This window comes from Pasteurella oralis, assembly GCF_042681465.1.
GTDB lineage: Bacteria > Pseudomonadota > Gammaproteobacteria > Enterobacterales > Pasteurellaceae > Pasteurella > Pasteurella oralis.
In genome coordinates this window covers 423,794-445,763 of sequence record NZ_JBHUFP010000004.1, presented here as the reverse complement: position 1 = coordinate 445,763, position 21,970 = coordinate 423,794, and the positions used below count along the sequence as shown (strand labels likewise).

At 38.4% G+C, this 21,970-nt stretch carries 19 protein-coding genes; 9 read left to right on the top strand and 10 right to left on the bottom strand.

Annotated features, from left to right (window positions below; translation table 11 throughout):
• Positions 1–15: 15 nt before the first annotated feature.
• The 7 genes from serS to ACFSAV_RS03840 all read right to left on the bottom strand — a co-directional run bounded on the left by serS (position 16) and on the right by ACFSAV_RS03840 (position 9,429).
• A complete protein-coding gene (gene serS, locus ACFSAV_RS03870) occupies positions 16–1,305 on the bottom strand; it encodes a serine--tRNA ligase (RefSeq protein WP_379096374.1) in 1,290 nt (429 codons plus the stop codon).
• A gap of 361 nt (positions 1,306–1,666) precedes the next feature.
• On the bottom strand, positions 1,667–3,004 hold the full coding sequence (locus tag ACFSAV_RS03865) for a replication-associated recombination protein A (RefSeq protein ID WP_379096371.1): 1,338 nt from the start codon (positions 3,002–3,004) through the stop codon (positions 1,667–1,669).
• Between the two features lie 13 nt (positions 3,005–3,017).
• Complete coding sequence (gene lolA, locus ACFSAV_RS03860) at positions 3,018–3,635, bottom strand: outer membrane lipoprotein periplasmic chaperone LolA (RefSeq protein ID WP_101774769.1); 618 nt, start codon at positions 3,633–3,635, stop codon at positions 3,018–3,020.
• 10 nt (positions 3,636–3,645) lie between these two features.
• Positions 3,646–6,432 (bottom strand): DNA translocase FtsK, encoded by a 2,787-nt coding sequence (locus tag ACFSAV_RS03855; protein WP_379096368.1) that lies wholly within the window; start codon positions 6,430–6,432, stop codon positions 3,646–3,648.
• A 4-nt stretch (positions 6,433–6,436) separates the two neighbouring features.
• Positions 6,437–6,916, bottom strand: a complete 480-nt coding sequence (gene lrp, locus ACFSAV_RS03850) for a leucine-responsive transcriptional regulator Lrp (RefSeq protein WP_005721107.1) — start codon at positions 6,914–6,916, stop codon at positions 6,437–6,439.
• A gap of 59 nt (positions 6,917–6,975) precedes the next feature.
• Positions 6,976–8,355 (bottom strand): DNA repair protein RadA, encoded by a 1,380-nt coding sequence (gene radA / locus ACFSAV_RS03845; RefSeq protein ID WP_379096365.1) that lies wholly within the window; start codon positions 8,353–8,355, stop codon positions 6,976–6,978.
• A gap of 3 nt (positions 8,356–8,358) precedes the next feature.
• Positions 8,359–9,429, bottom strand: coding sequence for a CYTH domain-containing protein (locus tag ACFSAV_RS03840; RefSeq protein ID WP_379096362.1), 1,071 nt, complete (start codon positions 9,427–9,429; stop codon positions 8,359–8,361).
• Between the two features lie 175 nt (positions 9,430–9,604).
• Between ACFSAV_RS03840 and ACFSAV_RS03835 the strand changes: the two genes are divergently transcribed.
• The 7 genes from ACFSAV_RS03835 (at position 9,605) to ACFSAV_RS03805 (ending at position 16,108) form a co-directional block, all read left to right on the top strand.
• Positions 9,605–10,285 carry a TIGR00153 family protein gene (locus tag ACFSAV_RS03835; protein ID WP_101774765.1) on the top strand — a complete coding sequence of 227 codons (681 nt, stop codon included), beginning with the start codon at positions 9,605–9,607 and terminating at the stop codon, positions 10,283–10,285.
• Positions 10,286–10,312: 27 nt separating this feature from the next.
• Positions 10,313–11,575: an inorganic phosphate transporter gene (locus ACFSAV_RS03830; RefSeq protein WP_101774764.1), complete on the top strand. Its 1,263-nt coding sequence runs from the start codon at positions 10,313–10,315 to the stop codon at positions 11,573–11,575.
• Positions 11,576–11,645: 70 nt separating this feature from the next.
• Positions 11,646–12,257 carry a TIGR04211 family SH3 domain-containing protein gene (locus ACFSAV_RS03825; RefSeq protein WP_101774763.1) on the top strand — a complete coding sequence of 204 codons (612 nt, stop codon included), beginning with the start codon at positions 11,646–11,648 and terminating at the stop codon, positions 12,255–12,257.
• 11 nt (positions 12,258–12,268) lie between these two features.
• Positions 12,269–13,546 (top strand): multifunctional CCA addition/repair protein, encoded by a 1,278-nt coding sequence (locus ACFSAV_RS03820; RefSeq protein ID WP_379096358.1) that lies wholly within the window; start codon positions 12,269–12,271, stop codon positions 13,544–13,546.
• 40 nt (positions 13,547–13,586) lie between these two features.
• The gene (lolB, locus tag ACFSAV_RS03815; protein WP_379096355.1) at positions 13,587–14,204 is read left to right on the top strand and encodes a lipoprotein insertase outer membrane protein LolB; all 618 of its coding nucleotides are present in this window, start codon (positions 13,587–13,589) and stop codon (positions 14,202–14,204) included.
• A complete protein-coding gene (gene ispE, locus ACFSAV_RS03810; protein ID WP_379096352.1) occupies positions 14,204–15,091 on the top strand; it encodes a 4-(cytidine 5'-diphospho)-2-C-methyl-D-erythritol kinase in 888 nt (295 codons plus the stop codon). The genes lolB and ispE overlap by 1 nt, the downstream gene beginning before the upstream one ends.
• 69 nt (positions 15,092–15,160) lie before the next feature.
• Positions 15,161–16,108: a ribose-phosphate pyrophosphokinase gene (locus ACFSAV_RS03805; protein ID WP_101774759.1), complete on the top strand. Its 948-nt coding sequence runs from the start codon at positions 15,161–15,163 to the stop codon at positions 16,106–16,108.
• A 212-nt stretch (positions 16,109–16,320) separates the two neighbouring features.
• Here ACFSAV_RS03805 and mepM read toward each other — a convergent pair whose 3' ends face one another.
• Positions 16,321–18,117 carry a murein DD-endopeptidase MepM gene (mepM, locus tag ACFSAV_RS03800; protein ID WP_417629281.1) on the bottom strand — a complete coding sequence of 599 codons (1,797 nt, stop codon included), beginning with the start codon at positions 18,115–18,117 and terminating at the stop codon, positions 16,321–16,323.
• A gap of 192 nt (positions 18,118–18,309) precedes the next feature.
• Between mepM and znuC the strand changes: the two genes are divergently transcribed.
• Positions 18,310–19,101: a zinc ABC transporter ATP-binding protein ZnuC gene (gene znuC / locus ACFSAV_RS03795; protein WP_101774758.1), complete on the top strand. Its 792-nt coding sequence runs from the start codon at positions 18,310–18,312 to the stop codon at positions 19,099–19,101.
• An 11-nt stretch (positions 19,102–19,112) separates the two neighbouring features.
• Positions 19,113–19,898, top strand: a complete 786-nt coding sequence (gene znuB / locus ACFSAV_RS03790; protein ID WP_101774757.1) for a zinc ABC transporter permease subunit ZnuB — start codon at positions 19,113–19,115, stop codon at positions 19,896–19,898.
• Positions 19,899–19,962: 64 nt separating this feature from the next.
• On the opposite strand, the gene ACFSAV_RS03785 is transcribed toward znuB, so the two are convergent.
• Entirely contained in the window at positions 19,963–20,943 is a 981-nt protein-coding gene (locus ACFSAV_RS03785) for a peptide ABC transporter ATP-binding protein (RefSeq protein WP_379096347.1), read from the bottom strand.
• A gap of 23 nt (positions 20,944–20,966) precedes the next feature.
• Positions 20,967–21,962, bottom strand: coding sequence for a dipeptide ABC transporter ATP-binding protein (gene dppD / locus ACFSAV_RS03780; protein ID WP_379096344.1), 996 nt, complete (start codon positions 21,960–21,962; stop codon positions 20,967–20,969).
• Positions 21,963–21,970: the final 8 nt, after the last annotated feature.

Here is a 21,970-nt window from a genome sequence, read left to right as displayed (position 1 = left end):
TCTATTAGAAAAGCGTTATTTTCCAATCACTTCTAAACCACCCATATATTGGCGTAACACACTTGGTACCGTAATTGAACCATCTGCATTTTGATAATTTTCTAAAATTGCAACTAAAGTACGTCCAACCGCTAAACCAGAACCATTTAATGTATGAACTAAGCGCGTTTTCTTATCCGCTTTAGAGCGGCAACGTGCTTGCATACGACGTGCTTGGAAATCCCACATATTTGAACAAGACGAAATTTCACGATATGTATTTTGTGCAGGTAACCACACTTCTAAATCATAAGTCTTACAAGCACCAAAGCCCATATCACCTGTACATAACAATACTTTACGGTACGGTAATTCTAGCAATTGCAATACTTTTTCTGCCTGCCCAGTTAATTCCTCTAAAGCGTCCATTGACGTTTCTGGCGCAACAATCTGTACTAGCTCAACTTTATCAAATTGGTGCATACGAATTAAACCACGCGTATCACGCCCATAAGATCCTGCTTCAGAACGGAAACAAGGCGTATGTGCCGTCATTTTTAATGGCAAATCTGCTTCATCTAAAATTTCATCACGTACTAAATTTGTTACTGGAACTTCCGCAGTAGGAATTAATGCATAAGGTTGCTGACCTTCTAATGCTTGAGTATGGAATAAATCTTCCCCAAATTTTGGTAACTGTCCAGTACCATAAAGCGTGGCATGATTTACTAAGTAAGGCACATAAGTTTCAGTATAACCATGTTGCTCAGTATGTAAATCCAGCATAAATTGTGATAAAGCACGATGTAACTTAGCAATTTGTGCTTTCATGACAACAAAACGTGATCCACTTAATTTTGCACCGGCTGCAAAATCTAAACCGCCTAAATCTTCGCCTAATGACACATGATCTTTTACATCAAAATCAAAGATTTTTGGATTTCCCCAACGCAATACTTCTATATTATCACTATCATCTTTACCTAAAGGCACTTCATCAGCTGGTAAATTAGGAATTGCCAAAGCAATTTGATTAATCTCTGCTAATACATCGTCTAATTTCGCTTTTGTCGTACTTAACTCAATCCCCATATGCTCCACTTCTGCCAACAAAGCAGAAATATCCTCACCACGCGCTTTTGCCTGACCAATATTTTTTGAACGAGTATTACGTTCTGCCTGTAAGGTTTCTGTTTTCACTTGCAATGTTTTACGTTGGTCTTCAAGTTTAGTTAACAACGTAACATCTAATATAAAATTACGTTTAATTTTTAATTTCTCAGCCACTTCTGCAAGATTATTACGCAATAGATTTGGATCGATCATTTTTTACCTACTTTCATTAAAATTTAGACGGAATTAACCGCACTTTTGCATAAAATTAATCGACTTATTTTAGATCGAATTACACTAATAAACCAGTTTAAAATCAAAGAGCATAAAGATTAAAAACAAAATGCAGTATTCCTCTATCAAAACACGATGAGCTTAAAAAGTTGCAAATTTTTTCTGAATAAATCGCCTGATTTTACTCATAAAAATATGCAATGAAATTCACTTAAAAGACAAAACACTTCAATTAAAAACGAATAAAATCAAGAAGAAAGCGAATTTACTTTAAACAAATAATGAACCGGAATTATCAATTCAGTTTATAGCTGATCAAGCGTTTTAATCAGAGAAAATCTCAATAACGCTTTCTCTTACTTACTTGATCTTGTTGCCGCAACCAATCTAGTTTTTCTTTGATTTTAATCTCCATACCCCGATTGGTTGGGAAATAGTATTGCGTATCTTTGAGAGGTTCAGGGAAATAATTCTCACCTGCGGCATAAGCATTTGCTTCATCATGAGCATAACGATATTCTGCTCCATAACCAAGCTCTTTCATCAAATTGGTTGGCGCATTACGCAAATGTTCTGGTACGTCATAATCAGGTAATTCCTGCGCTTGTTTTTTTGCTTGTTTAAACGCGCTATAAACAGCATTACTTTTTGGTGCAACAGCAAGATAAACAATTGCCTGTGCAATCGCTCGCTCACCCTCAGCCGCACCAACACGAGTAAAACAATCCCAAGCAGCAAGCGCAACTTGCATTGCTCTTGGATCAGCATTCCCTACATCTTCCGAAGCAATAGCTAATAAACGTCTTGCGACATAAAGCGGATCACCTCCCGCAGTGATAATCCGCGCATACCAATATAATGCTGCATCTGGTGCCGAACCACGCACTGATTTATGTAATGCAGAAATCAGATCATAAAAACGATCGCCTTGTTTATCAAAACGGGCCTGGCGTTCTCCTAGAATTTCTTTCAATAAAGTGTGGTCTAAAATTTTGCCATTTTCACTTTCTTCCGCCATGTCAACCATTAATTCAAGGCTATTTAATGCTAAGCGTGCATCACCATTCACATACTCAGCAAGTGTCTCAAGCATATTAGCCTCTAAAACAAATTTTGTTTTACCTAATCCACGGGTTTCATCTTGCAAAGCCTGTTGCAAAACTTGGCTGATATCTTGTGTAGTAAGGGATTTTAGAATATACACTCGAGCTCGAGACAAAAGGGCGCTATTTAATTCAAAGGACGGATTTTCAGTCGTTGCACCAATAAAAATAATAGTACCGTCTTCGATATGAGGTAAAAAAGCGTCTTGTTGACTTTTATTGAAACGATGAACTTCATCCACAAAAAGAATAGTGCGGCGATCAGCTAAACAGTTATGTTTTGCTCGTTCAATCGCTTCTCTAATTTCTTTTATACCACTAGTGACAGCAGAAATTCGTTCTACTTCTGCCTGAATTCGCAACGCGATGATCTCTGCCAGGGTGGTTTTTCCAGTTCCGGGGGGACCCCATAATACCATTGAATGAATATGTCCAGCTTGAATCGCTTTACGCAAGGGTTTTCCTTCACCGATTAAATGCGTTTGTCCACAATATTGTTCTAGTGTCGTCGGTCGCATTCTCGCAGCAAGAGGACGAAAATCATCATGCGTAAAATCAAGGTTCAAGTTCGACATATCCTATTCCAATTTATTTTTTACGCTGGTCGTCTAATTCTACACCTTTTGGCACAGTAAACTTAAACAAGCTGTCAGCCAAAGGCTGGTTAGTAATATTACGCAATACATATAAATTCGATTGTCCATCCTTTTCAATCGTACTGAAATTGCGTAATACCCCCTCGCTATCAATACGAATATCAAATTGTTTGATATTACTGTTCTTTGCTTTTGGCTTTAAAGTAAAAGTATCTGCTTTTTGTTCAACAGAATACTGCGCCCAATGGCTATTATCATCACTAGTAAGCAAGACGAAAGGCGTGTTATTTACTGCTTCTTTTACCCAATTGGCGGTTACTTGCTCGACAAAAGGATCGTAAAACCACAGTGTTTTACCATCAGAAATAATTTGACTTTCTTGTGGCTGTTTATTATCCATACGAAACAAGTTAGGACGTTTAATTTGAATTTGACCGCTGCCTTGCTGCACATTTTTCCCATCAGCTGTACTCACTGTTTGTGCATAATCCGCACTTAATACATTTACTTTAGCTAAACGCTGTTGTAATTCGCTTGCCGCATCAGCCCAAGCCAAACTACTAAAACCAGCAAGCAAAAGTGCGGTCGTTTTTAACAAAATTTTTTGCATATTTACTTTCCTAAAAATCAGAAGAACGTCGTGCTAATATTTCACGCTTGCCATTTTGCATTGGTGAAACAATCCCTTGTTCTTCTAGTTGATCCATAATACGTGCAGCGCGGTTAAAGCCAACTTTAAATTTACGCTGTACATACGAAGTAGAGGTATTGCCCGTGGTAGTGACAAATTCAACGACTTCATCAAATAAATCATCTAAATCATCCGAATCTATCGCTGAACGTTGCGAATCTGCTTCGTCATCATCAGAGCCTTCTAAAATACCCTCGATATAACTTGGCTTGCCACGCGCTTTCCAATCATCAACGACTCGAGCAACTTCATCATCACTCATAAAGGCACCATGTACACGAACTAAATCAGAAGAGCCTGCACCTGAATACAGCATATCACCGCGTCCAAGTAATGCTTCTGCGCCAACCTGATCCAGAATAGTACGAGAGTCAATTTTACTTGCCACTGTAAAGGCAATTCGACTTGGAATATTGGCTTTTATTAAGCCAGTGATGACATCTACTGACGGGCGTTGTGTCGCTAAAATCAAATGAATTCCAATCGCACGTGCTTTTTGCGCCAAACGTGCAATCAATTCTTCCACTTGTTTACCCGCTACCATCATCAAATCAGCAAACTCATCAACAATAACCACAATATAGCTTAACTTTTCCAATGGTGGTGGCAGAGCATCCATTGTATCTCCTGGTCGCCACAATGGATTTGGGATTGGCATATTCATGGCTTCATATTCGTCTATTTTTTCATTGTAACCTTCGATATTACGCACGCGTAATGCAGAAAGTAATTGATAACGGCGCTCCATTTCATCGACACACCAACGTAATGCATTCGCGGCTTTCTTCATGTCCGTCACAACTTCTGTCAACAAATGTGGAATACCATCATAAATAGACAATTCAACGACTTTTGGATCAATCATAATGAATTTGACTTCTTCAGGTTTAACTCTGAACAGTAAACTTAAAATCATCGTATTGACCCCAACAGATTTTCCTGACCCAGTTGAGCCTGCTACTAATAAATGAGGCATTTTAGCCAGATCTACCACCACAGGTTTACCACTAATATCTTTACCTAATGCCATTGAAAGTAATGATTTTGATTGACGGAATTCATCACTGTCTAACACTTCACGTAATGTGACCATTTGGCGATTTACATTTGGCGTTTCAATCCCAATATAAGGTTTACCCGGAATGACTTCTGCCACACGAATTGAACGGAACATTAATGCGCGCGCTAAATCGGTATCAATGCCAGTTACTTTCGCTGCTTTGACACCCGGTTGTAACTCAAGTTCATAACGGGTAACAACCGGTCCCACTAATACATCTTTCACATTTGCTTTAACGCCAAAATTACGCAACTGATGTTCAATACGTTGTGATGTTTCAATGATTTCTTCTTGAGTAATACGATGAGCCTGACTCGGACGATGTTCTAATAACTCCAAACTTGGCATTGGCGTTGTTGGTTTTGCTTTGGTCGTCACTTTCTGCTGCAATGCAGGATGAATAAGTGAATCGCCATAAGACTTATAAATTGGTGCCGCTGGTGCTAAATCATTCTCTTGTAATTCAGGTTCCGCAAAAATGGTTTGTAGTGCATCCTCTGCATTTAATTCTTTTGCGCGTAGTGCCATCTCATCTAGACGTTGTTGTTCTTGGGCAGCGAATTGGCGGGCTAAATCACTTTCTTGCTCGTTAAGTGCGGTCGAATTTTGTGAAATTTTATGTGAAAGTGGAGATAACGAAACTGTCGGCATTTCAGCCAGCTCAGGTGAGAAATCACTGACACTTTGGCGCAATTCTTCTACAGGTGTTAACTGAGGGTTGACTACTGCCGCTGAAAAAACAGGAACGTCATATTCCTCTTGTACACTGACTGTTGGCAAGGAAAGCTCATGTTCAATTGCATAACCACCAAGTTGTGCTTTTTCTAAGCTATCAAATGTAGATGCAGCATCTGATGTTTGCGGTGGTGTTGCTTGCTCAGTATTCAACCCATTAATATTAATAAAGTTTTCGACACTCACTAAAGCAGGTGTTTCCATTTCAACTTGTGGTGGTACATCAATTTGTGGGTCTTCAATTAAGCTAATTTGATTATCAACATCTTTTTCATCTAAGCTTGTATTTTGTAAATCTAAATCTTGCTGCGGGGATAAAGACTGCTCGCCATCTTGTGCTGTTTTATCATCGTTTTTCATGGTCAACCAATGAAAAAAATTGATACATAAACGAATCAGCGAAGAACCAGAGCATAAAATGAATCCAAGCAACGTTAAAACAAAGCCAGATAACATTAAACCAACAAAATCCAGTAGAGGGAAAAATACTGTCACTAAACTGCCGCCAAGTACACCACCGGCTAAATAATAAGGTGAATTCGTCAACAATAAAGTCGCTAATACACAAGAGCCACATAAAAAAATAGCAAAGCCAAGTAAGCCAATAGTTAAACGTGATAGATTAAATTGTGCTTTTCTTTTACTGCGTAAAAAATAAAGCGAGGTGATTAAAACGACGAAAGGAATAAGATGCCCAATATGCCCAAATAACACAAAAAATAAATCAATAAACCAAGCACCTAACGCTCCTGCTTTATTGATCGTTTTTTCGATATAGCTTGAAGATGCCCATGAGTTATCTAATGGGGAATAACTTGACCACGCCGCAATCAGGTAAAGTGCGAAAAGTGCGGTCAAAATAAAGAAAAATTCCAATAAATACTGCTTAGGGGTAAATTTTTCAGAAATTCGTTTAATCATGGTCTTACTTCAGTTGTAAAAAGTTGGTTTGCTTCACTTCTTCCATCACCACATAAGTGCGTGTATCATTCACACCGGGTAAGCGTAACAACGTCGTACCAAGTAATTTACGATACGCTGCCATATCTGCTACCCGCGTTTTTAATAAATAATCAAAATCACCTGATACCAAGTGACATTCCTGAATTTCATCAAGTTGTTGCACCGCAGCATTAAATTCTTCAAACACATCTGGCTTACCACGGATTAAGGTAATCTCCACAATGACTAATAATGGCGAATCTAATAATTCTGGATTTAACAAAGCACGATAGCCCATGATGACACCTTGTTTTTCAAGGCGTTTAACACGCTCTAAACAAGGTGTCGGTGATAAACCCACTTTTTTAGACAAATCAATATTTGAAATTTTGCCGTTACGTTGCAATTCATTCAAAATTTTTATATCAATACTATCAAGTGCTTTCATCAATTTCTTTTCCATTGGCGACATCCTTTGTTGTACTTTTTAACTGTAATAATAATGAGATCATACTATGATATTTAAAAATTATCTAATATCACCAATGCATCAGACAATTTTTTCACAGTAAACACTTCCATATTCTGCACTGTATTTTTAGGACGATTAGCAAAGGGCACAATCGCCCGCTTAAAACCATGTTTAGCCGCTTCGCTAATCCGTTCTTGTCCACTTGGAACAGGACGAATTTCACCCGCTAATCCCACTTCACCAAATACGACTAAATCCTGTGGTAATGGACGATTACGAAAACTCGAAATCAAGGCTAATAACAAGGCAAGATCTGCACTGGTTTCCGTCACTTTTACTCCACCAACGACATTGACAAAAACATCTTGATCAGACATCTGTAAACCACCGTGTCGATGTAATACAGCTAATAATAACGCTAAACGATTTTGTTCCAGTCCAACAGCAACGCGACGAGGGTTGGCTAACATTGAATGATCAACTAACGCTTGAATCTCCACCAATAATGGACGTGTACCTTCCCAAATCACCATCACAGAACTGCCTGAAGTCTGTTCTTCACCACGACTTAAAAAGATTGCGGAGGGATTTTTCACCTCACGTAATCCCTGTTCCGTCATGGCAAATACCCCTAATTCATTTACTGCCCCAAAACGGTTTTTATGACTGCGCAAAGTACGATAACGTGAATCAGCTTCCCCCTCTAATAACAAAGAACAGTCAATCACATGCTCCAATACTTTAGGTCCAGCTAAGGTGCCATCTTTCGTCACATGTCCTACCATCACAATAGCAACTTGTCGTGTTTTAGCATAACGCGTTAAAAAAGAAGCACATTCACGGACTTGAGCAACACTCCCAGGTGAAGATTGAATATCGGCTAAATGCATCACTTGAATAGAATCAATCACAATGATCTGTGGCTTTAACTGATCAGCTAAAGCGCAAATCTGTTCAACTGAAGTTTCAGAGAGCATATTTAATTTATCAGCTGGTAAGCCTAAACGTTTGGCTCGCATTGCAACTTGTTGTAAAGACTCTTCCCCAGTGACATAAAGTGCGGTCATTTTCTGTGCTAAACCACACATCACTTGCAACAATAAGGTACTTTTTCCCGCGCCGGGATGTCCACCAATTAAAATAGCGCTACCAGGTACAACACCCCCGCCCAAGACACGATCTAATTCATTAAAACCACTTGCGAAACGAGGAGTTTCTTGTAGTGAAATTTCTGACAGTGTTTGAATTTTGGCACGAGTTTCGCCGGCATAGCCACTAAAACGATCGCCTTTAGCATTTGTATTCGCAGAAACTAAACGAACTTCACTAATTGTATTCCATGCCTTGCAAGCAGCACATTGTCCTTGCCAACGCGAAAACTCCGCGCCGCAATCATTGCATACATAAGCACTTTTGGGAGCCTTTGCCATAAATTAATGATCCAATGTGAGAGAAATTAAATTGATCATACGTTTTACATATTGTCCTGTTTGCAGTAATTGTTTTAATTTTTCTAAAGCGAGCTGATTATTTTTAGTTTCACTATGTAAACGTATAATGTCACGAATTTGTGTAAACAAATCATTATTGCTTTCTAATAAATCTGCTAATACGTCACCATCTAATCCTATTGTATTTTGCGATAGTTGTTGAGTAAAAATCGTTTCTAATAGCCTCGCATTATCAGTGTAATAATGATACAAATTAAAAAATGCCCCAATGCGCTCTACAGTACGTAAAAAATCCACACTGAAATAATGCACATCAATAGCGAAGGTTTCTTCAATTAGGGCTTGTTCTAATTGAAAAAGCGCACTAAGTTTATCCACTGGATTACGGCTATTTTGTTCAAATTGTAAAAACTCACGCCATTTATCGAGCCAATGACTTACTTCGACAGCTTGTGCATTAGCTAATGCATAACCTCGTTTTGCCTTTGAAGCAGCACTTAAACGCACAGCACTTTCTAAGGTTAAACTACGCACAAAGCGAAGCAAATCAATTGTGCAACCTGATTTTAACTCAAATTCAACTTCACAAATCGGCATTTGCTTTTCACCCGCCACAATCTTCCCCAGATCAAAAGCAACTTCAATAACGCTGCCCTTGCCACATTCAACTAACCACGATTGGCGTTCAAAATCTGTACTGAACACAGGTTGCAAGCTAAGCTGTGCAAAATTTTCCAAATTCACACCGCACTTTTCAACGAGTAAAGTTAAGTTAGGTTCTGCATTTGGCAAAGCAACATTATATTCGGGGCGAATATGCAGTCCCCCTTTCACTTCACCATCTGTTTTTAAAGTTAGCGTATATTGCCCGTTCTGTTGCCGCACACGTAAACCCATTTTTTGAGCTGCTAACAAATGATCAACGGTATCGTAGTAACAATTGCCTAAAAATTGTGTGTCCTGTGCTAACAAACGAAAATGCGTTATTTCTTGGCGTAAAAAATCAACAAAGCTAGGTTCAACCGCTAATTTTAGTTCTATTTCATCACTCATTCTAAAAATCCTTTTATTTCAATAAATTATATAAGTCATAAAGAAGACGAAAAGAATTTAACTTTCGCATTATCCAACAAATACTGAACTTTTTCGATTAAAATCGTGAATTTTTAGCGGACATAAGGTAAGATTCGCCTGAAAAATACATCAACCTCTATTTGGGAGTTATCTTATGGCAATTAATAATATCCTTGGATTATTTGCACATTCGCCGTTAAAGCCATTGCAGAGACATTCAGAAAAAGTCACTGAATGCTGCAACTTGCTTATTCCTTTCTTTGAACATACCTTCCGTGCTGAATGGGACAAAGCCGAAGAATTACGCGCTAAAATTTCAGAATGTGAACGCCAAGCAGACACCTTAAAACGCGAAATTCGATTGAAATTACCTCGTGGTTTATTCATGCCAATTGATCGTACTGATTTACTTGAATTAGTTACTCAACAAGATAAATTAGCTAACTTTGCCAAAGATATCTCTGGGCGAATGATTGGTCGTCATTTTGCCATTCCCCAAGAAATGCAGCCTGAATTTGAAAAATATTTGAAACGCAGTTTAGATTCAATTGTACAAGCACATCGCGTGATTGATGAAATGGAACAATTACTTGAAACTGGTTTCAAAGGTCGCGAACTGGATCTTGTCAATCGAATGATCAATGAACTTGACGCCATTGAAGATGATACAGATCAAATGCAAATCCATTTAAGAAAAATGTTGCTTGGTATTGAATCTCGCTATAACCCTATTGATGTCATGTTTTTATATAAAACCCTTGAATGGGTTGGAGTGTTAGCAGATCAAGCTCAACGCGTAGGCTCACGGATAGAGTTAATGTTAGCTCGTTCATAACCCACCGGTTTATAGGAAGAACAAAAAATGGAACTACTTAATCAATATGGTACTGTGCTCGTTCTTATCACTGCAGTTTTTGGTTTTTTCATGGCATTCGGTATCGGGGCCAATGATGTCTCTAACGCAATGGGAACCTCAGTCGGCTCAGGGACTATTACTGCCAAGCAAGCCATTATTATTGCAATGATTTTTGAATCTGCTGGTGCTTATTTAGCTGGTGGCGAAGTAACAGAAACAATCAAAAGTGGTATTATCGATCCAATGCAATTCGCTGCTACTCCCGATATTTTAGTATTAGGCATGATGGCGGCGTTATTCGCTTCTGGACTATGGTTATTAATTGCCTCACGCATGGGATGGCCAGTCTCAACCACCCATTCTATTGTTGGCGCAGTTGTTGGTTTCGCTTGTGTGACTGTAGGTAAAGAAGCGGTTGAATGGGGAACAATTAAAAGCATTGTCGGAAGTTGGTTTATTACCCCTATTATCGCAGGTATTGTCGCTTATGGTATTTTTGCTAGCACTCAGAAATTAATCTTTGATACTGATCAACCACTTAAAAATGCCCAAAAATACGGTCCATATTACATGGGATTAACTTCATTTATCCTTTGTATTGTGACATTTACTAAAGGTTTAAAACACATTGGTTTACATTTAAATGGCTTTGAAGTGTTTTTAATTTCTTTAGTTATCGGCATTGTCTCTATCGTGTTTTGCCACTTCTATTTCAAAAGCCCAACGTTCATACAAAAAGTACAACGAGGTACTTTTGGTGGAGTTGAAAAAGTATTCAGTATTTTAATGTTATTAACTGCCTGCGCTATGGCATTCGCACATGGTTCAAATGATGTTGCTAATGCAATTGGACCGCTTTCCGCCGTCGTATCAATTGTTGAACATGGTGGACAAATCTTACCAAAAACACAGCTTGCTTGGTGGATTCTACCACTAGGTGCAGTAGGTATTGTTGTTGGTCTGATTGTGATGGGATATAAAGTCATGGCAACAATTGGAACAGGTATTACCGATTTAACACCAAGTCGTGGTTTTGCTGCACAATTTGCTACAGCAATCACAGTTGTACTTGCTTCAGGCACAGGATTACCAATCTCAACAACACAAACACTAGTTGGTGCCGTATTAGGTGTAGGCTTTGCACGTGGAATTGCTGCATTAAACTTAAATGTGATCCGTAATATTATTGCCTCTTGGATTGTCACACTGCCAGCAGGTGCATTTTTCGCCATTATCATTTATTATGTGTTAAGCTTCATTTTTCACTAATCTTGCTTAAAGTGCGGTGAAATTTGACCGCACTTTTCTTTCGTAATTGCTTTATATAGGATATTGTTTTATGCAGAAAATCACCAAAGTCTTACTTTCTTGTCTTTTTCTCGGTGTATCCATTCAATTGGTTCATGCTGAAACCAAATATGTCACAGAAAATTTAACTACATTTCTACGTAAAGGTGCTGGTGAGCAATATAAAATTGCAGGCGCAATTCGTGCAGGTGAACCAGTCACCGTATTAGATCAAAAAGATAAATATAGCTTAATCCGCGATAGTAAAAATCGTGATGCATGGATTTTAACCAGTGAATTAACCTCAACACCAAGTAGCAAAGAAGAAAATCCGCAATTAAAAACACAAATCCAAGAACTCACCATGAAACTTAACCGCTTAGACAGTGATTGGCAACAACGCACCAGTGAAATGCAGCGCAGAGCAAACCAAGCGGAACAACAAAGCAGCCAATTATTAGAACAAAATTCTCAGTTAAAACGTGAATTGGAAATTACTAAAAATAAAAATCGTGATCTAGAAGCGATGCTTGATGCAGGAAAGCGTGAAATTGCGATTCAATGGTTTATTTATGGTGGTTCAGTACTTGGTGTTGGTCTGCTACTTGGTCTTATTATTCCATTAATCTTACCAAGACGTCGCCGTAATAATGGTTGGGCATAATTTCTAAACCAATGCAAAAAAGCAACATTCAAATTTACTTAGTAGGAGGCGCTGTGCGAGATCAGCTCCTCCAGCTTCCAGTCAAAGATCGTGATTGGGTTGTCGTTGGCGCTACACCAGAATATTTAATTGCACAAGGTTATCAACAAGTCGGTAAAGAGTTTCCAGTCTTTCTCAATCCATGTACAAAAGAAGAATACGCACTTGCACGTACAGAACGAAAAGCAGGTAGTGGTTATACGGGTTTTATCTGTGATTTTTCTCCGACTATTTCACTCAAACAAGATTTAATGCGGCGTGATTTAACAATTAATGCATTAGCACAAGATTCAGCAGGAAAAATACATGATTTTTATGGTGGCGTACAAGATCTGAATAATCGCATCTTGCGCCATGTTTCCCCTGCATTTGCAGAAGATCCACTACGTGTTTTACGTGTTGCTCGCTTTGCTGCCCGTTATCATTATCTTGGCTTCAAAATTGCAGCAGAAACTGTTGCATTAATGCAACAATTAACGCAAACAGGTGAACTTTGCCGGCTTACTGCTGAACGAGTTTGGTTAGAAACAGAAAAAGCACTCTTAGAAAAAAATCCCGAAATCTATTTTGAAACGCTACGCCAAATTGGTGCGCTGAATATACTCTTTCCAGAATTAGATGCGTTATGTGGTGTCCCAAATCCAGCTAAATACCACCCAGAAACAGACTCGTTTATTCATACGATGCTGGTTTTAAAGCAAGCTGTCTTGCTCACTGAAAATACACATTATCAGAAAAGTGCGGTCCGTTTTGCAGCAATTTGTCATGATTTTGGCAAAGCATTAACACCTAAAGCCATTCTGCCTCACCATTATGGACATGAAAAAGCAGGCATAAAGCCCATCAGAATGCTGTGTCAACGCTTTAAATTACCAAATACGATTCAAACCTTTGCTGAACTTTGCTGTCAATATCATTCACATGTCCATAAAGCTTTTGAATTACGCCCCGAAACTATCATCAAATTATTTAATGCCTTAGATGTATGGCGTAAACCCCAGCGTTTTGCAGAACTATTAGTTGTTTGTGTCGCAGATAGTCGCGGACGAACCGGATTTGAACAAGCCGCTTATCCACAAAAAGGTTTCCTATGGCACCTTTACCAAACTGCACGGCAAGTTGATGTACAAGCAGTGATTGCTGATGGCTTTGAAAAACAAGCTATTCGCGATGAACTTAATCGTCGTCGCATGCATATAGTTAAACAAAAACGCGCCGAAATTCTACCGCGCTTTACTAATGTAAGTTAAGCTCGTAAAATACCCATAATTTTTAGCCTCCTTTTATGTTATGAAAAAACCATACTTCTTTTTTTCAGTTATCATTAGTCTTATTTTAAGCGCTTGTACGCTTGATACAGAGCGTCCAATAAATATAAAGTATATTGATAAAACAAACCCAAATTGGCAGCAGCACCTCAGTCAAATAAAAAAAATCCAACAATATAGTAATCAAGGACAACTAGGCTACATCAGCACACAAGAACGCTTTTCAACGCGTTTTAATTGGCAATATCAAAATTCAGCAAACTATCTGTTGACTCTTTCATCGACTATCAGTAGCACAACTCTCACACTTGAAATGCATAACAATCTAATGCGTGTTTATGATAATAAAGGCAATCAACGTGCTACACCAGATGCTAAACAACTATTAAAAGAGATGATTGGGGTAGATTTTCCATTAGAACAATTTGCACTATGGCTAAAAGGTCAACCAGATGAAAAACTTGATTATAAAGTTGGAGAAAACCATTTATTAGCAAGTTTTAGTTATCCACTTAACAACAGGATCTGGACAGCAGACTATCTGAGCTACCATCAACAAAATTTACCTTTACCCAAAGATATTTTGTTAAAAACAGAAGGGCAAACCTTGAAAATTCGTATCGATAACTGGAAGTATTAATGCAAAATTATCAATTTTCTACCACACTTTTATCATCACAAGAAAACAAGTTACGTTTTCCCTGCCCTGCTAAACTGAATTTATTTCTTTACATTAATGGTAAACGACCTGATGGCTATCACGAACTACAAACCTTATTTCAATTCCTGAATTTCGGTGACTGGCTAGAAATTGAAATTCGCCAAGATGATAAAATTTATCTTACGCCAGAAATACCAAATTTAAATACCGAAGATAATTTAGTCTATCGAGCCGCTAAACTACTCCAACAAAAAACAGCCTGTAACTTAGGTGCTAATTTACATTTAGATAAAATTTTGCCGATGGGGGCAGGTATTGGTGGCGGTTCATCAAATGCAGCAACGACTTTACTTGCGCTCAATCACCTTTGGAATACCAGATTAACTATTGCGCAATTAGCAAAATTAGGACTGACACTAGGTGCTGATGTGCCAATCTTTGTACATGGCCATGCTGCTTTTGCAGAAGGTGTAGGTGAACAAATTACTTATTGTGATCCACCAGAAAAATGGTATGTCGTATTAAAACCAAATGTGGCTATCTCGACAGCAGCTATATTTTCTGATCCCAATTTAACACGGAATACAGCAAAAAAATCACTGGAACAATTACTCGCGCAAAAATATGAAAACGATTGCGAAAAAGTTGTCATAAATCATTATCCAGAGGTTGAAGAAATACTCCACAGGTTGCTACAATATGCGCCGTCAAGATTAACGGGTACTGGCGCCTGTGTATTTGCTGAATTTAATGATGAAGAAAGTGCTAAAGTAGCCTTTCAAGCCATGCCAAAACAATATTTTGGCTTTGTCACACAAGGATTAAATATTTCACCTTTGCATAAAATGCTCACGCAATTAAGCTAGCTTAATGCAATAACAGACTAACTCAACCATTTTATTCTTTACAATCTAAACCTCGAGGTTCAATTAACAATGCCTGATATAAAACTCTTCACTGGTAATGCAACTCCAGAACTAGCAAAACGAATTTCTGAACGTTTATATCTCTCATTAGGTGATGCGACAGTTGGTCGTTTCAGCGATGGTGAAATCCAAGTTCAGATCAATGAAAACGTACGTGGTAGTGATGTGTTCATTATTCAATCTACTTGTGCACCAACAAATGATAACCTAATGGAGTTGATTGTAATGGTTGATGCGCTACGCCGCGCATCTGCAGGTCGAATTACTGCCGTCATCCCTTATTTCGGTTATGCTCGCCAAGATCGCCGTGTGCGCTCTGCACGTGTGCCAATTACAGCCAAAGTTGTGGCAGATTTCTTATCCAGCGTCGGTGTAGATCGTGTACTGACTTGTGACTTACATGCGGAACAGATTCAAGGTTTCTTTGATGTACCTGTAGATAACGTATTCGGTTCCCCGGTACTCGTACATGATGTGTTAAAGAAAACTGATATAGAAAACCCTATTGTCGTTTCACCAGATATTGGCGGTGTTGTACGTGCGCGTGCGATTGCGAAGCTATTAAATGATACTGATATGGCAATCATTGATAAACGTCGTCCTCGTGCTAATGTTGCTCAGGTCATGCATATTATTGGTGATGTAGCTGGTCGTGATTGTATTTTAGTTGATGATATGATCGATACTGGTGGGACATTATGCAAAGCAGCTGAAGCGTTAAAAGAACGTGGAGCTAAACGCGTGTTCGCTTATGCAACACATGCTGTTTTCTCTGGCTCAGCCGCCAAAAACTTAGCAAGTGATGCTTTAGATGAAGTAGTAGTTACTGATACTATTCCACTTTCACCAGAAATCAAAGCACTGAATAAAGTACGTGTATTGACCCTTTCTGGCATGCTAGCAGAAGCAATTCGTCGTATCAGTAACGAAGAATCAATCTCTGCGATGTTTACCTAAAACACATCGAAACAATGAAGGCGAACCATAGCGTTCGCCTTTTTTATGTATTAGAAAACCATCTTAACTTGATCAAAATAAGTCATGATATTCATAAGAACCTTCCTTAACCTAGACCAATACTGTCAACTATTAGATATTGAAAAGTAAAGTGCGGTCAAAATTTCAATATTTTTGATCGCACTTTAATGTAACAAAGGATCACAGAATAACTATAGCTTTAATTGCCGTTCAACGTCTTTCGCTCTAACTAAGAATTGTTTACGCTCAGCTGTCCCCATTCCACTACTCGTGCCTGGTAATTTCACACTTAATGGATTCACTGCTCGCCCATTAATATGAAATTCATAGTGTAAATGCGGCCCAGTAGAACGTCCTGTATTCCCCGAAAGCGCAATACGTTGACCACGCTTCACATTTTGTCCTGCTTTCACTAACGGACGACTTAAATGCATGTACACTGTTTGGTACTCACGACCATGTCGCATCACAATATAACGCCCTGCGCCATTTGCCTGATATGCTACTTTCTCTACAATACCATCGGCAGGCGCAATAATTGGCGTGCCTACTGGCATGGCAAAATCAACGCCTTTATGTGGGGCAATACGTCCTGTAACAGGATGACGACGATAAGGATTAAAATGAGAAGAAACACGTGCTTGACGCTGCAAAGGATAACGGGCAAATCCTTTACCTAAAGTTTCGCCTTGGCGATTATAATAACGCCCATTGCTGGCTTGAATCGCATAATAGCTTTTCCCACCAGAAATAATGTGAATACCATCCACATTCCCCTGCCCAGTACGCTTGTTATCGATATATTCTCTCGTGACAAGTACTGCAAATTTATCCCCTTTTTTCAGGCGCTTTAAGTTAATTTGCCACTGTAACGCATTTGCAAGCTGATTAATTTGACGTAACTCTAAACCTAATGTTCTTAAAGTCGTATTAAAAGAGCCATCAATTTTGCCTTTTAACACTTCTTTTTTCCACACACTTTGTTTTTTTAAAATTTCACGTTTAAACTTGCCCTCTTCTGTTTTTTCATAAATACGTTCTTCACGTTCAGAAACTAACCAGTTTAAATATTCTAATTCGCCCTGATTATCTAATATCCAATAAAATTGCTGACCAGGCTTAAGATTCTTAAATTCTGGATAGCTCTTTATTAATGCCTCGCTGACATGTACATCTAACCCAGATAGTTCTAGCACATCTTTTAATGTATCGCCCTTAACCACAGTATGACTAAACTGGTTTTTAATGCGCATGGCTTGATCCATCACATCAAACAGATCATTTAAAGCATTGCGTGCTGATTCTGGAAATTCAGCTAATTCATCAATGCTATCAGGCTTAATTTCATCAACTTCATCATCTTTCGCCTCGAGATCATCGTAATACGAAGTCGCATCGAGCGCATTAACATCTAACTTATTTGTCGATACATGCTCCATTTCATCCTGCTTAGATAACGTATTTTCAACAGAAACTGAAGTGGTACTTAAAGAAGAGGATGCAGGGCTAACCGCTGTTGGAGTAAGCTCTGCCGATGCAGGCGTTGTTGACATTAATGAGGTTGACTCACTCACTGCAACGTCATTTGCTGCTGTTTCTGTCTTGAGTTCATTATCTGCTATCTCAAGTGAAGGTTGTGATTGGGTAGAAAATGGTAATGTGTCAAAAGATTGTGATGTACGAGAATCTTCTGTTGCAACAAAAGATTCCGCTCTAACAGAGGGTAAGCTTTCAGGCGGATTAAATGTTGAATTTGATTCAGATGACAAACTTGCCTCTGAAAGCTTATTCGTGGATTCTAATTCAGACAGTTGAGTATTCTCTTGTACTTGACCAGCAACCGAGTTAAGCTTTGGTTCAGATGTCTCTTGTTTATCTTCTAATAAAACACCAGTAATAATTAATAAAATGGCGGCAAAGAAAATCATCGCTTTTACTTGCAACTTTTTTCTTCGTCTCTCTCTTGCTAACTTAACATGTCGCACCATTTTATTCCTTTATTCCTATAATTTCGTTTTATTATGACCAAGCAAATGATAAAAAATTCTACAACTCTTTAAAAAAAGCCAATAAATGCTGAAATTGTATCCATTCTACTCATTTTCATACAGCAAACTTGTTAAACAGCGAAAAATAAGCTATTTTTACTGCAATTTTTAAGCCGTCAAGTCTAGCAAATAATGCAAATTCATTCTATCAAATTACCTCTAGTTGAACTAAAAAATATTAATGTCACTTTTGAACAGAAAAAGGCATTACAAGATATCAATCTTACAATTTATCCAAATTCAATCATTACGATCGTTGGTCCAAATGGTGGCGGTAAATCGACCTTATTAAAAGTGTTACTTAAACTATTAGCACCAACATCCGGTCAAGTGCATTATAGTAAAAATGTGCGTATTGGTTATGTGCCACAAAAAATTCATTTAGACCAAAGCTTGCCTATTACCGTAGAACGATTTTTATCACTCAAAAAAGGGATTTACCCACAAGAAATCCAAGCAACACTGACTTTATTGTCAATTTCTCATTTGAGCACAAATAACATGCAAAAGCTCTCTGGTGGTGAAATGCAGCGAGTATTACTTGCCAGAGCTATTTTAAACAAACCTAACTTATTAGTGCTTGATGAACCAACTCAAGGTGTTGATATTAACGGGCAAGCAGAACTTTACCAATTAATTCATCAAACACAACAAAAACTGAATTGTGCGATTTTAATGGTGTCCCATGATTTAAATATTGTAATGGCTGACACACATGAAGTATTGTGTATCAATCAACATATTTGTTGTGCTGGTACGCCTGAAACTGTATCGAATGATCCCACATTTATTCATTTCTTTGGTGATCAATTTGCTAAGAATGTTGCACTTTATACCCATAAGCATAATCATAAACATGACATACATGGTGATATATGTTGTGCACCCAACTTTACATCACAGCAATGTACACATCAAAAATAACGAGATAAATCATGTTTGAAATTCTTTTCCCCGCTTGGTTAACTGGTATTTTACTTTCTCTGATTACAGCGCCACTCGGTGCTTTTGTAGTATGGCGCAAAATGGCATACTTCGGCGATACCCTAGCACACTCCGCCTTACTCGGTGTGGCACTTGGTATTTTTCTGGAAATTAATCCTTATTTGTCCATTGTCATTTTAACTCTGATTCTTGCTGTCAGCATGGTATGGTTAGAAGGAAAAACACAGTTTTCAGTCGATACTTTGCTTGGCATTATCGCACACAGTTGCTTATCCTTAGGTGTAGTAACGGTGGGTTTATTACAAAACGTACGTGTTGATTTAATGGCATATTTATTTGGTGACTTACTGGCGATGAATTATGACGATCTTATTTTCATCGGATTAGGTGTCACCATCGTGTTAGTCACTTTACTGTATTTCTGGCAACCGTTGCTCTCGACAACAGTCAGTCCAGAATTAGCGCAAGTAGAAGGGATTAATGTACAAAAAATGCGCTTTATTTTAATGATTCTCACCGCATTAACTATTGCACTCAGTATGAAATTTGTTGGTGCATTAATTATTACATCACTACTTATCATTCCTTCTGCAACCGCGCGTCGATTTGCTAAAACACCAGAAAATATGGTGATTATTGCTGTTTTTGTCAGCATGGTAGCAATCAGTTTAGGGTTATTACTTTCTGCCTTCTACGATACAGCTGCGGGACCTTCCGTAGTGATTAGTGCCAGCTTATTATTTTTACTCTCTTTATTTAAAAAAGAGAGAACTTAAAGTGCGGTCGATTTTCTATAAATTTTCAAGATTAAAAAGCGAACATAATATTCGCTTTGTTCAATTAATCGACGATAAAACAAGCGATTTTAGTCCCATCTGCATAGGTTTTTAATGTAGGTTTTTCAATGGCACATTGTGCTGTAGCAAAGCGACAACGCGCATGAAATGCACAACCTTTAGGCGGACTCAATGGGCTAGGTAATTCACCTGTCAACTTAATCCGCTCTCTACGATGTTCCGCTTCTAACCTTGGTGTTGCAGATAATAACGCTTGTGTATAAGGATGGCGCGGGTGACTAAAAATGGTTTTTGTATCGCCTTGTTCAACACAGCGTCCTAAATACATTACCATGACTTCATCAGCAATGTGCTCTACAACAGAAAGATCATGAGAAATAAACACATAAGACAGCCCCATTTCTTCTTGTAAATCCATCATTAAATTGAGTACTTGAGCTCGGACAGAAACATCAAGTGCTGAAACGGGTTCATCCGCCACCACAATATCTGGATGTAACATTAAGCCACGTGCAATTGCAATACGCTGACGCTGACCACCTGAAAACATATGTGGATAACGATCATAAAACTCTGGTTTTAAACCTACTTTCGACATCATCTCCAAGACTTGTTGTTTACGTTGTTGAGCAGACAAATTGGTATTAATGAGTAAAGGTTCTTCTAAAATTGTCCCTATTTTTTTACGTGGATTTAAAGACGCATAAGGATTTTGGAAAACAATTTGAATTTTTTTACGGCGTAATTTCTGCGTCGCGGTATCATTCACTAAAAAGTTTTGCCCTTTGTAAAATAATTCCCCATAAGTTGGTTGTTCAATCATTGTTAGCATTCGACCAAGTGTCGATTTACCACAGCCTGATTCCCCAACAATAGCAAGAGTTTTACCTCGTTCAAGAGTAAACGAAACACCATCTACGGCTTTAACCAACTTTGGTTTACTGAACATCCCTTTTTTGACGGGATAATATTTTTTGAGATTTATCGCATCCAAAAGTGGTGCTTGTAATTGATTTTGTTGCATATTGCTCTCTTTTATTATCGTTATCACACAGCAAGTGCGGGTGTGCTTGGAATCCCTTGTGCATTTAATGGTGTATGGCATTTCACTCGATGACCATTCACAACTTGTGTTTCAGGCTCTTGCTGGCGACATAATTCTGTTGCATACGGACAACGTGGGTTAAGTAAACAACCTGTTGGGCGATCATATTTACCCGGCACTACACCTGGTAAGGATTGTAAGCGAGATTTTCCTTCTGCAAATTCAGGCAGTGCACGCAATAATGCTTGAGTATAAGGATGTAATGGCGTGCTAAAAATTTCTTCCGCTTTACCTTCTTCTACAACTTGCCCTGCATACATCACAATAATACGATGTGCTGCTTCTGCCACTAAAGCAAGATCATGCGTAATCAAAATTAATGCCATGTTTTTTTTACGTTGCAATTCAAGTAACAAATCAATAATTTGTGCTTGAATCGTCACATCCAGCGCGGTAGTCGGTTCATCGGCAATTAATAATTTTGGATTACAAGCAATCGCCATCGCGATCATCACTCGTTGGCTCATACCACCAGAGAGCTGGTGAGGATAAACATCTAAACGAGAAGTCGGATCTGGAATACCCACTAACGTTAATAATTCAATTGTTCGCTCATGTCGCCATGCTTTGCTCCCACCTTGGTGGACTTTCAACGCTTCCATGATCTGATAACCTACAGTATAGCTTGGATTTAAGCTAGTCATCGCATCTTGGAAAATCATGGAAACATCTGCACCTACAATTTTCTGTTTTTGCTTCGCATTCAGTGTAAGTAGGTCACTTTGATTAAAGGCTAACTTGTCAGCATACACACGTCCTGGGTAATCAATTAAGCCCATAATTGCTAATGAACTGACGGATTTTCCAGAACCAGACTCGCCTACAATCCCTAATACTTCACCTTCATTTATCGTGTAGTTAATTCGGTCAACGGCTTTAAACGGGGTGTTTTCATCACCAAAATGAACAGATAAATTTTCTACATTTAATAATGCCATGCTTTTCC

Excerpts from the sequence above, each read along its gene's own strand:
- ACFSAV_RS03855 (WP_379096368.1), bottom strand. The coding sequence starts at position 6,432 with ATGATTAAACGAATTTCTGAAAAATTTACCCCTAAGCAGTATTTATTG.
- ispE (WP_379096352.1), top strand. The coding sequence starts at position 14,204 with ATGCAAAATTATCAATTTTCTACCACACTTTTATCATCACAAGAAAAC.
- ACFSAV_RS03785 (WP_379096347.1), bottom strand. The coding sequence starts at position 20,943 with ATGCAACAAAATCAATTACAAGCACCACTTTTGGATGCGATAAATCTC.
- ACFSAV_RS03825 (WP_101774763.1), top strand. The coding sequence starts at position 11,646 with ATGCAGAAAATCACCAAAGTCTTACTTTCTTGTCTTTTTCTCGGTGTA.
- znuB (WP_101774757.1), top strand. The coding sequence starts at position 19,113 with ATGTTTGAAATTCTTTTCCCCGCTTGGTTAACTGGTATTTTACTTTCT.
- ACFSAV_RS03865 (WP_379096371.1), bottom strand. The coding sequence starts at position 3,004 with ATGTCGAACTTGAACCTTGATTTTACGCATGATGATTTTCGTCCTCTT.
- znuC (WP_101774758.1), top strand. The coding sequence starts at position 18,310 with ATGCAAATTCATTCTATCAAATTACCTCTAGTTGAACTAAAAAATATT.
- lolB (WP_379096355.1), top strand. The coding sequence starts at position 13,587 with ATGAAAAAACCATACTTCTTTTTTTCAGTTATCATTAGTCTTATTTTA.
- ACFSAV_RS03805 (WP_101774759.1), top strand. The coding sequence starts at position 15,161 with ATGCCTGATATAAAACTCTTCACTGGTAATGCAACTCCAGAACTAGCA.
- ACFSAV_RS03830 (WP_101774764.1), top strand. The coding sequence starts at position 10,313 with ATGGAACTACTTAATCAATATGGTACTGTGCTCGTTCTTATCACTGCA.
- ACFSAV_RS03820 (WP_379096358.1), top strand. The coding sequence starts at position 12,269 with ATGCAAAAAAGCAACATTCAAATTTACTTAGTAGGAGGCGCTGTGCGA.
- ACFSAV_RS03840 (WP_379096362.1), bottom strand. The coding sequence starts at position 9,429 with ATGAGTGATGAAATAGAACTAAAATTAGCGGTTGAACCTAGCTTTGTT.
- lolA (WP_101774769.1), bottom strand. The coding sequence starts at position 3,635 with ATGCAAAAAATTTTGTTAAAAACGACCGCACTTTTGCTTGCTGGTTTT.
- dppD (WP_379096344.1), bottom strand. The coding sequence starts at position 21,962 with ATGGCATTATTAAATGTAGAAAATTTATCTGTTCATTTTGGTGATGAA.
- radA (WP_379096365.1), bottom strand. The coding sequence starts at position 8,355 with ATGGCAAAGGCTCCCAAAAGTGCTTATGTATGCAATGATTGCGGCGCG.
- serS (WP_379096374.1), bottom strand. The coding sequence starts at position 1,305 with ATGATCGATCCAAATCTATTGCGTAATAATCTTGCAGAAGTGGCTGAG.
- lrp (WP_005721107.1), bottom strand. The coding sequence starts at position 6,916 with ATGGAAAAGAAATTGATGAAAGCACTTGATAGTATTGATATAAAAATT.
- ACFSAV_RS03835 (WP_101774765.1), top strand. The coding sequence starts at position 9,605 with ATGGCAATTAATAATATCCTTGGATTATTTGCACATTCGCCGTTAAAG.
- mepM (WP_417629281.1), bottom strand. The coding sequence starts at position 18,117 with ATGGTGCGACATGTTAAGTTAGCAAGAGAGAGACGAAGAAAAAAGTTG.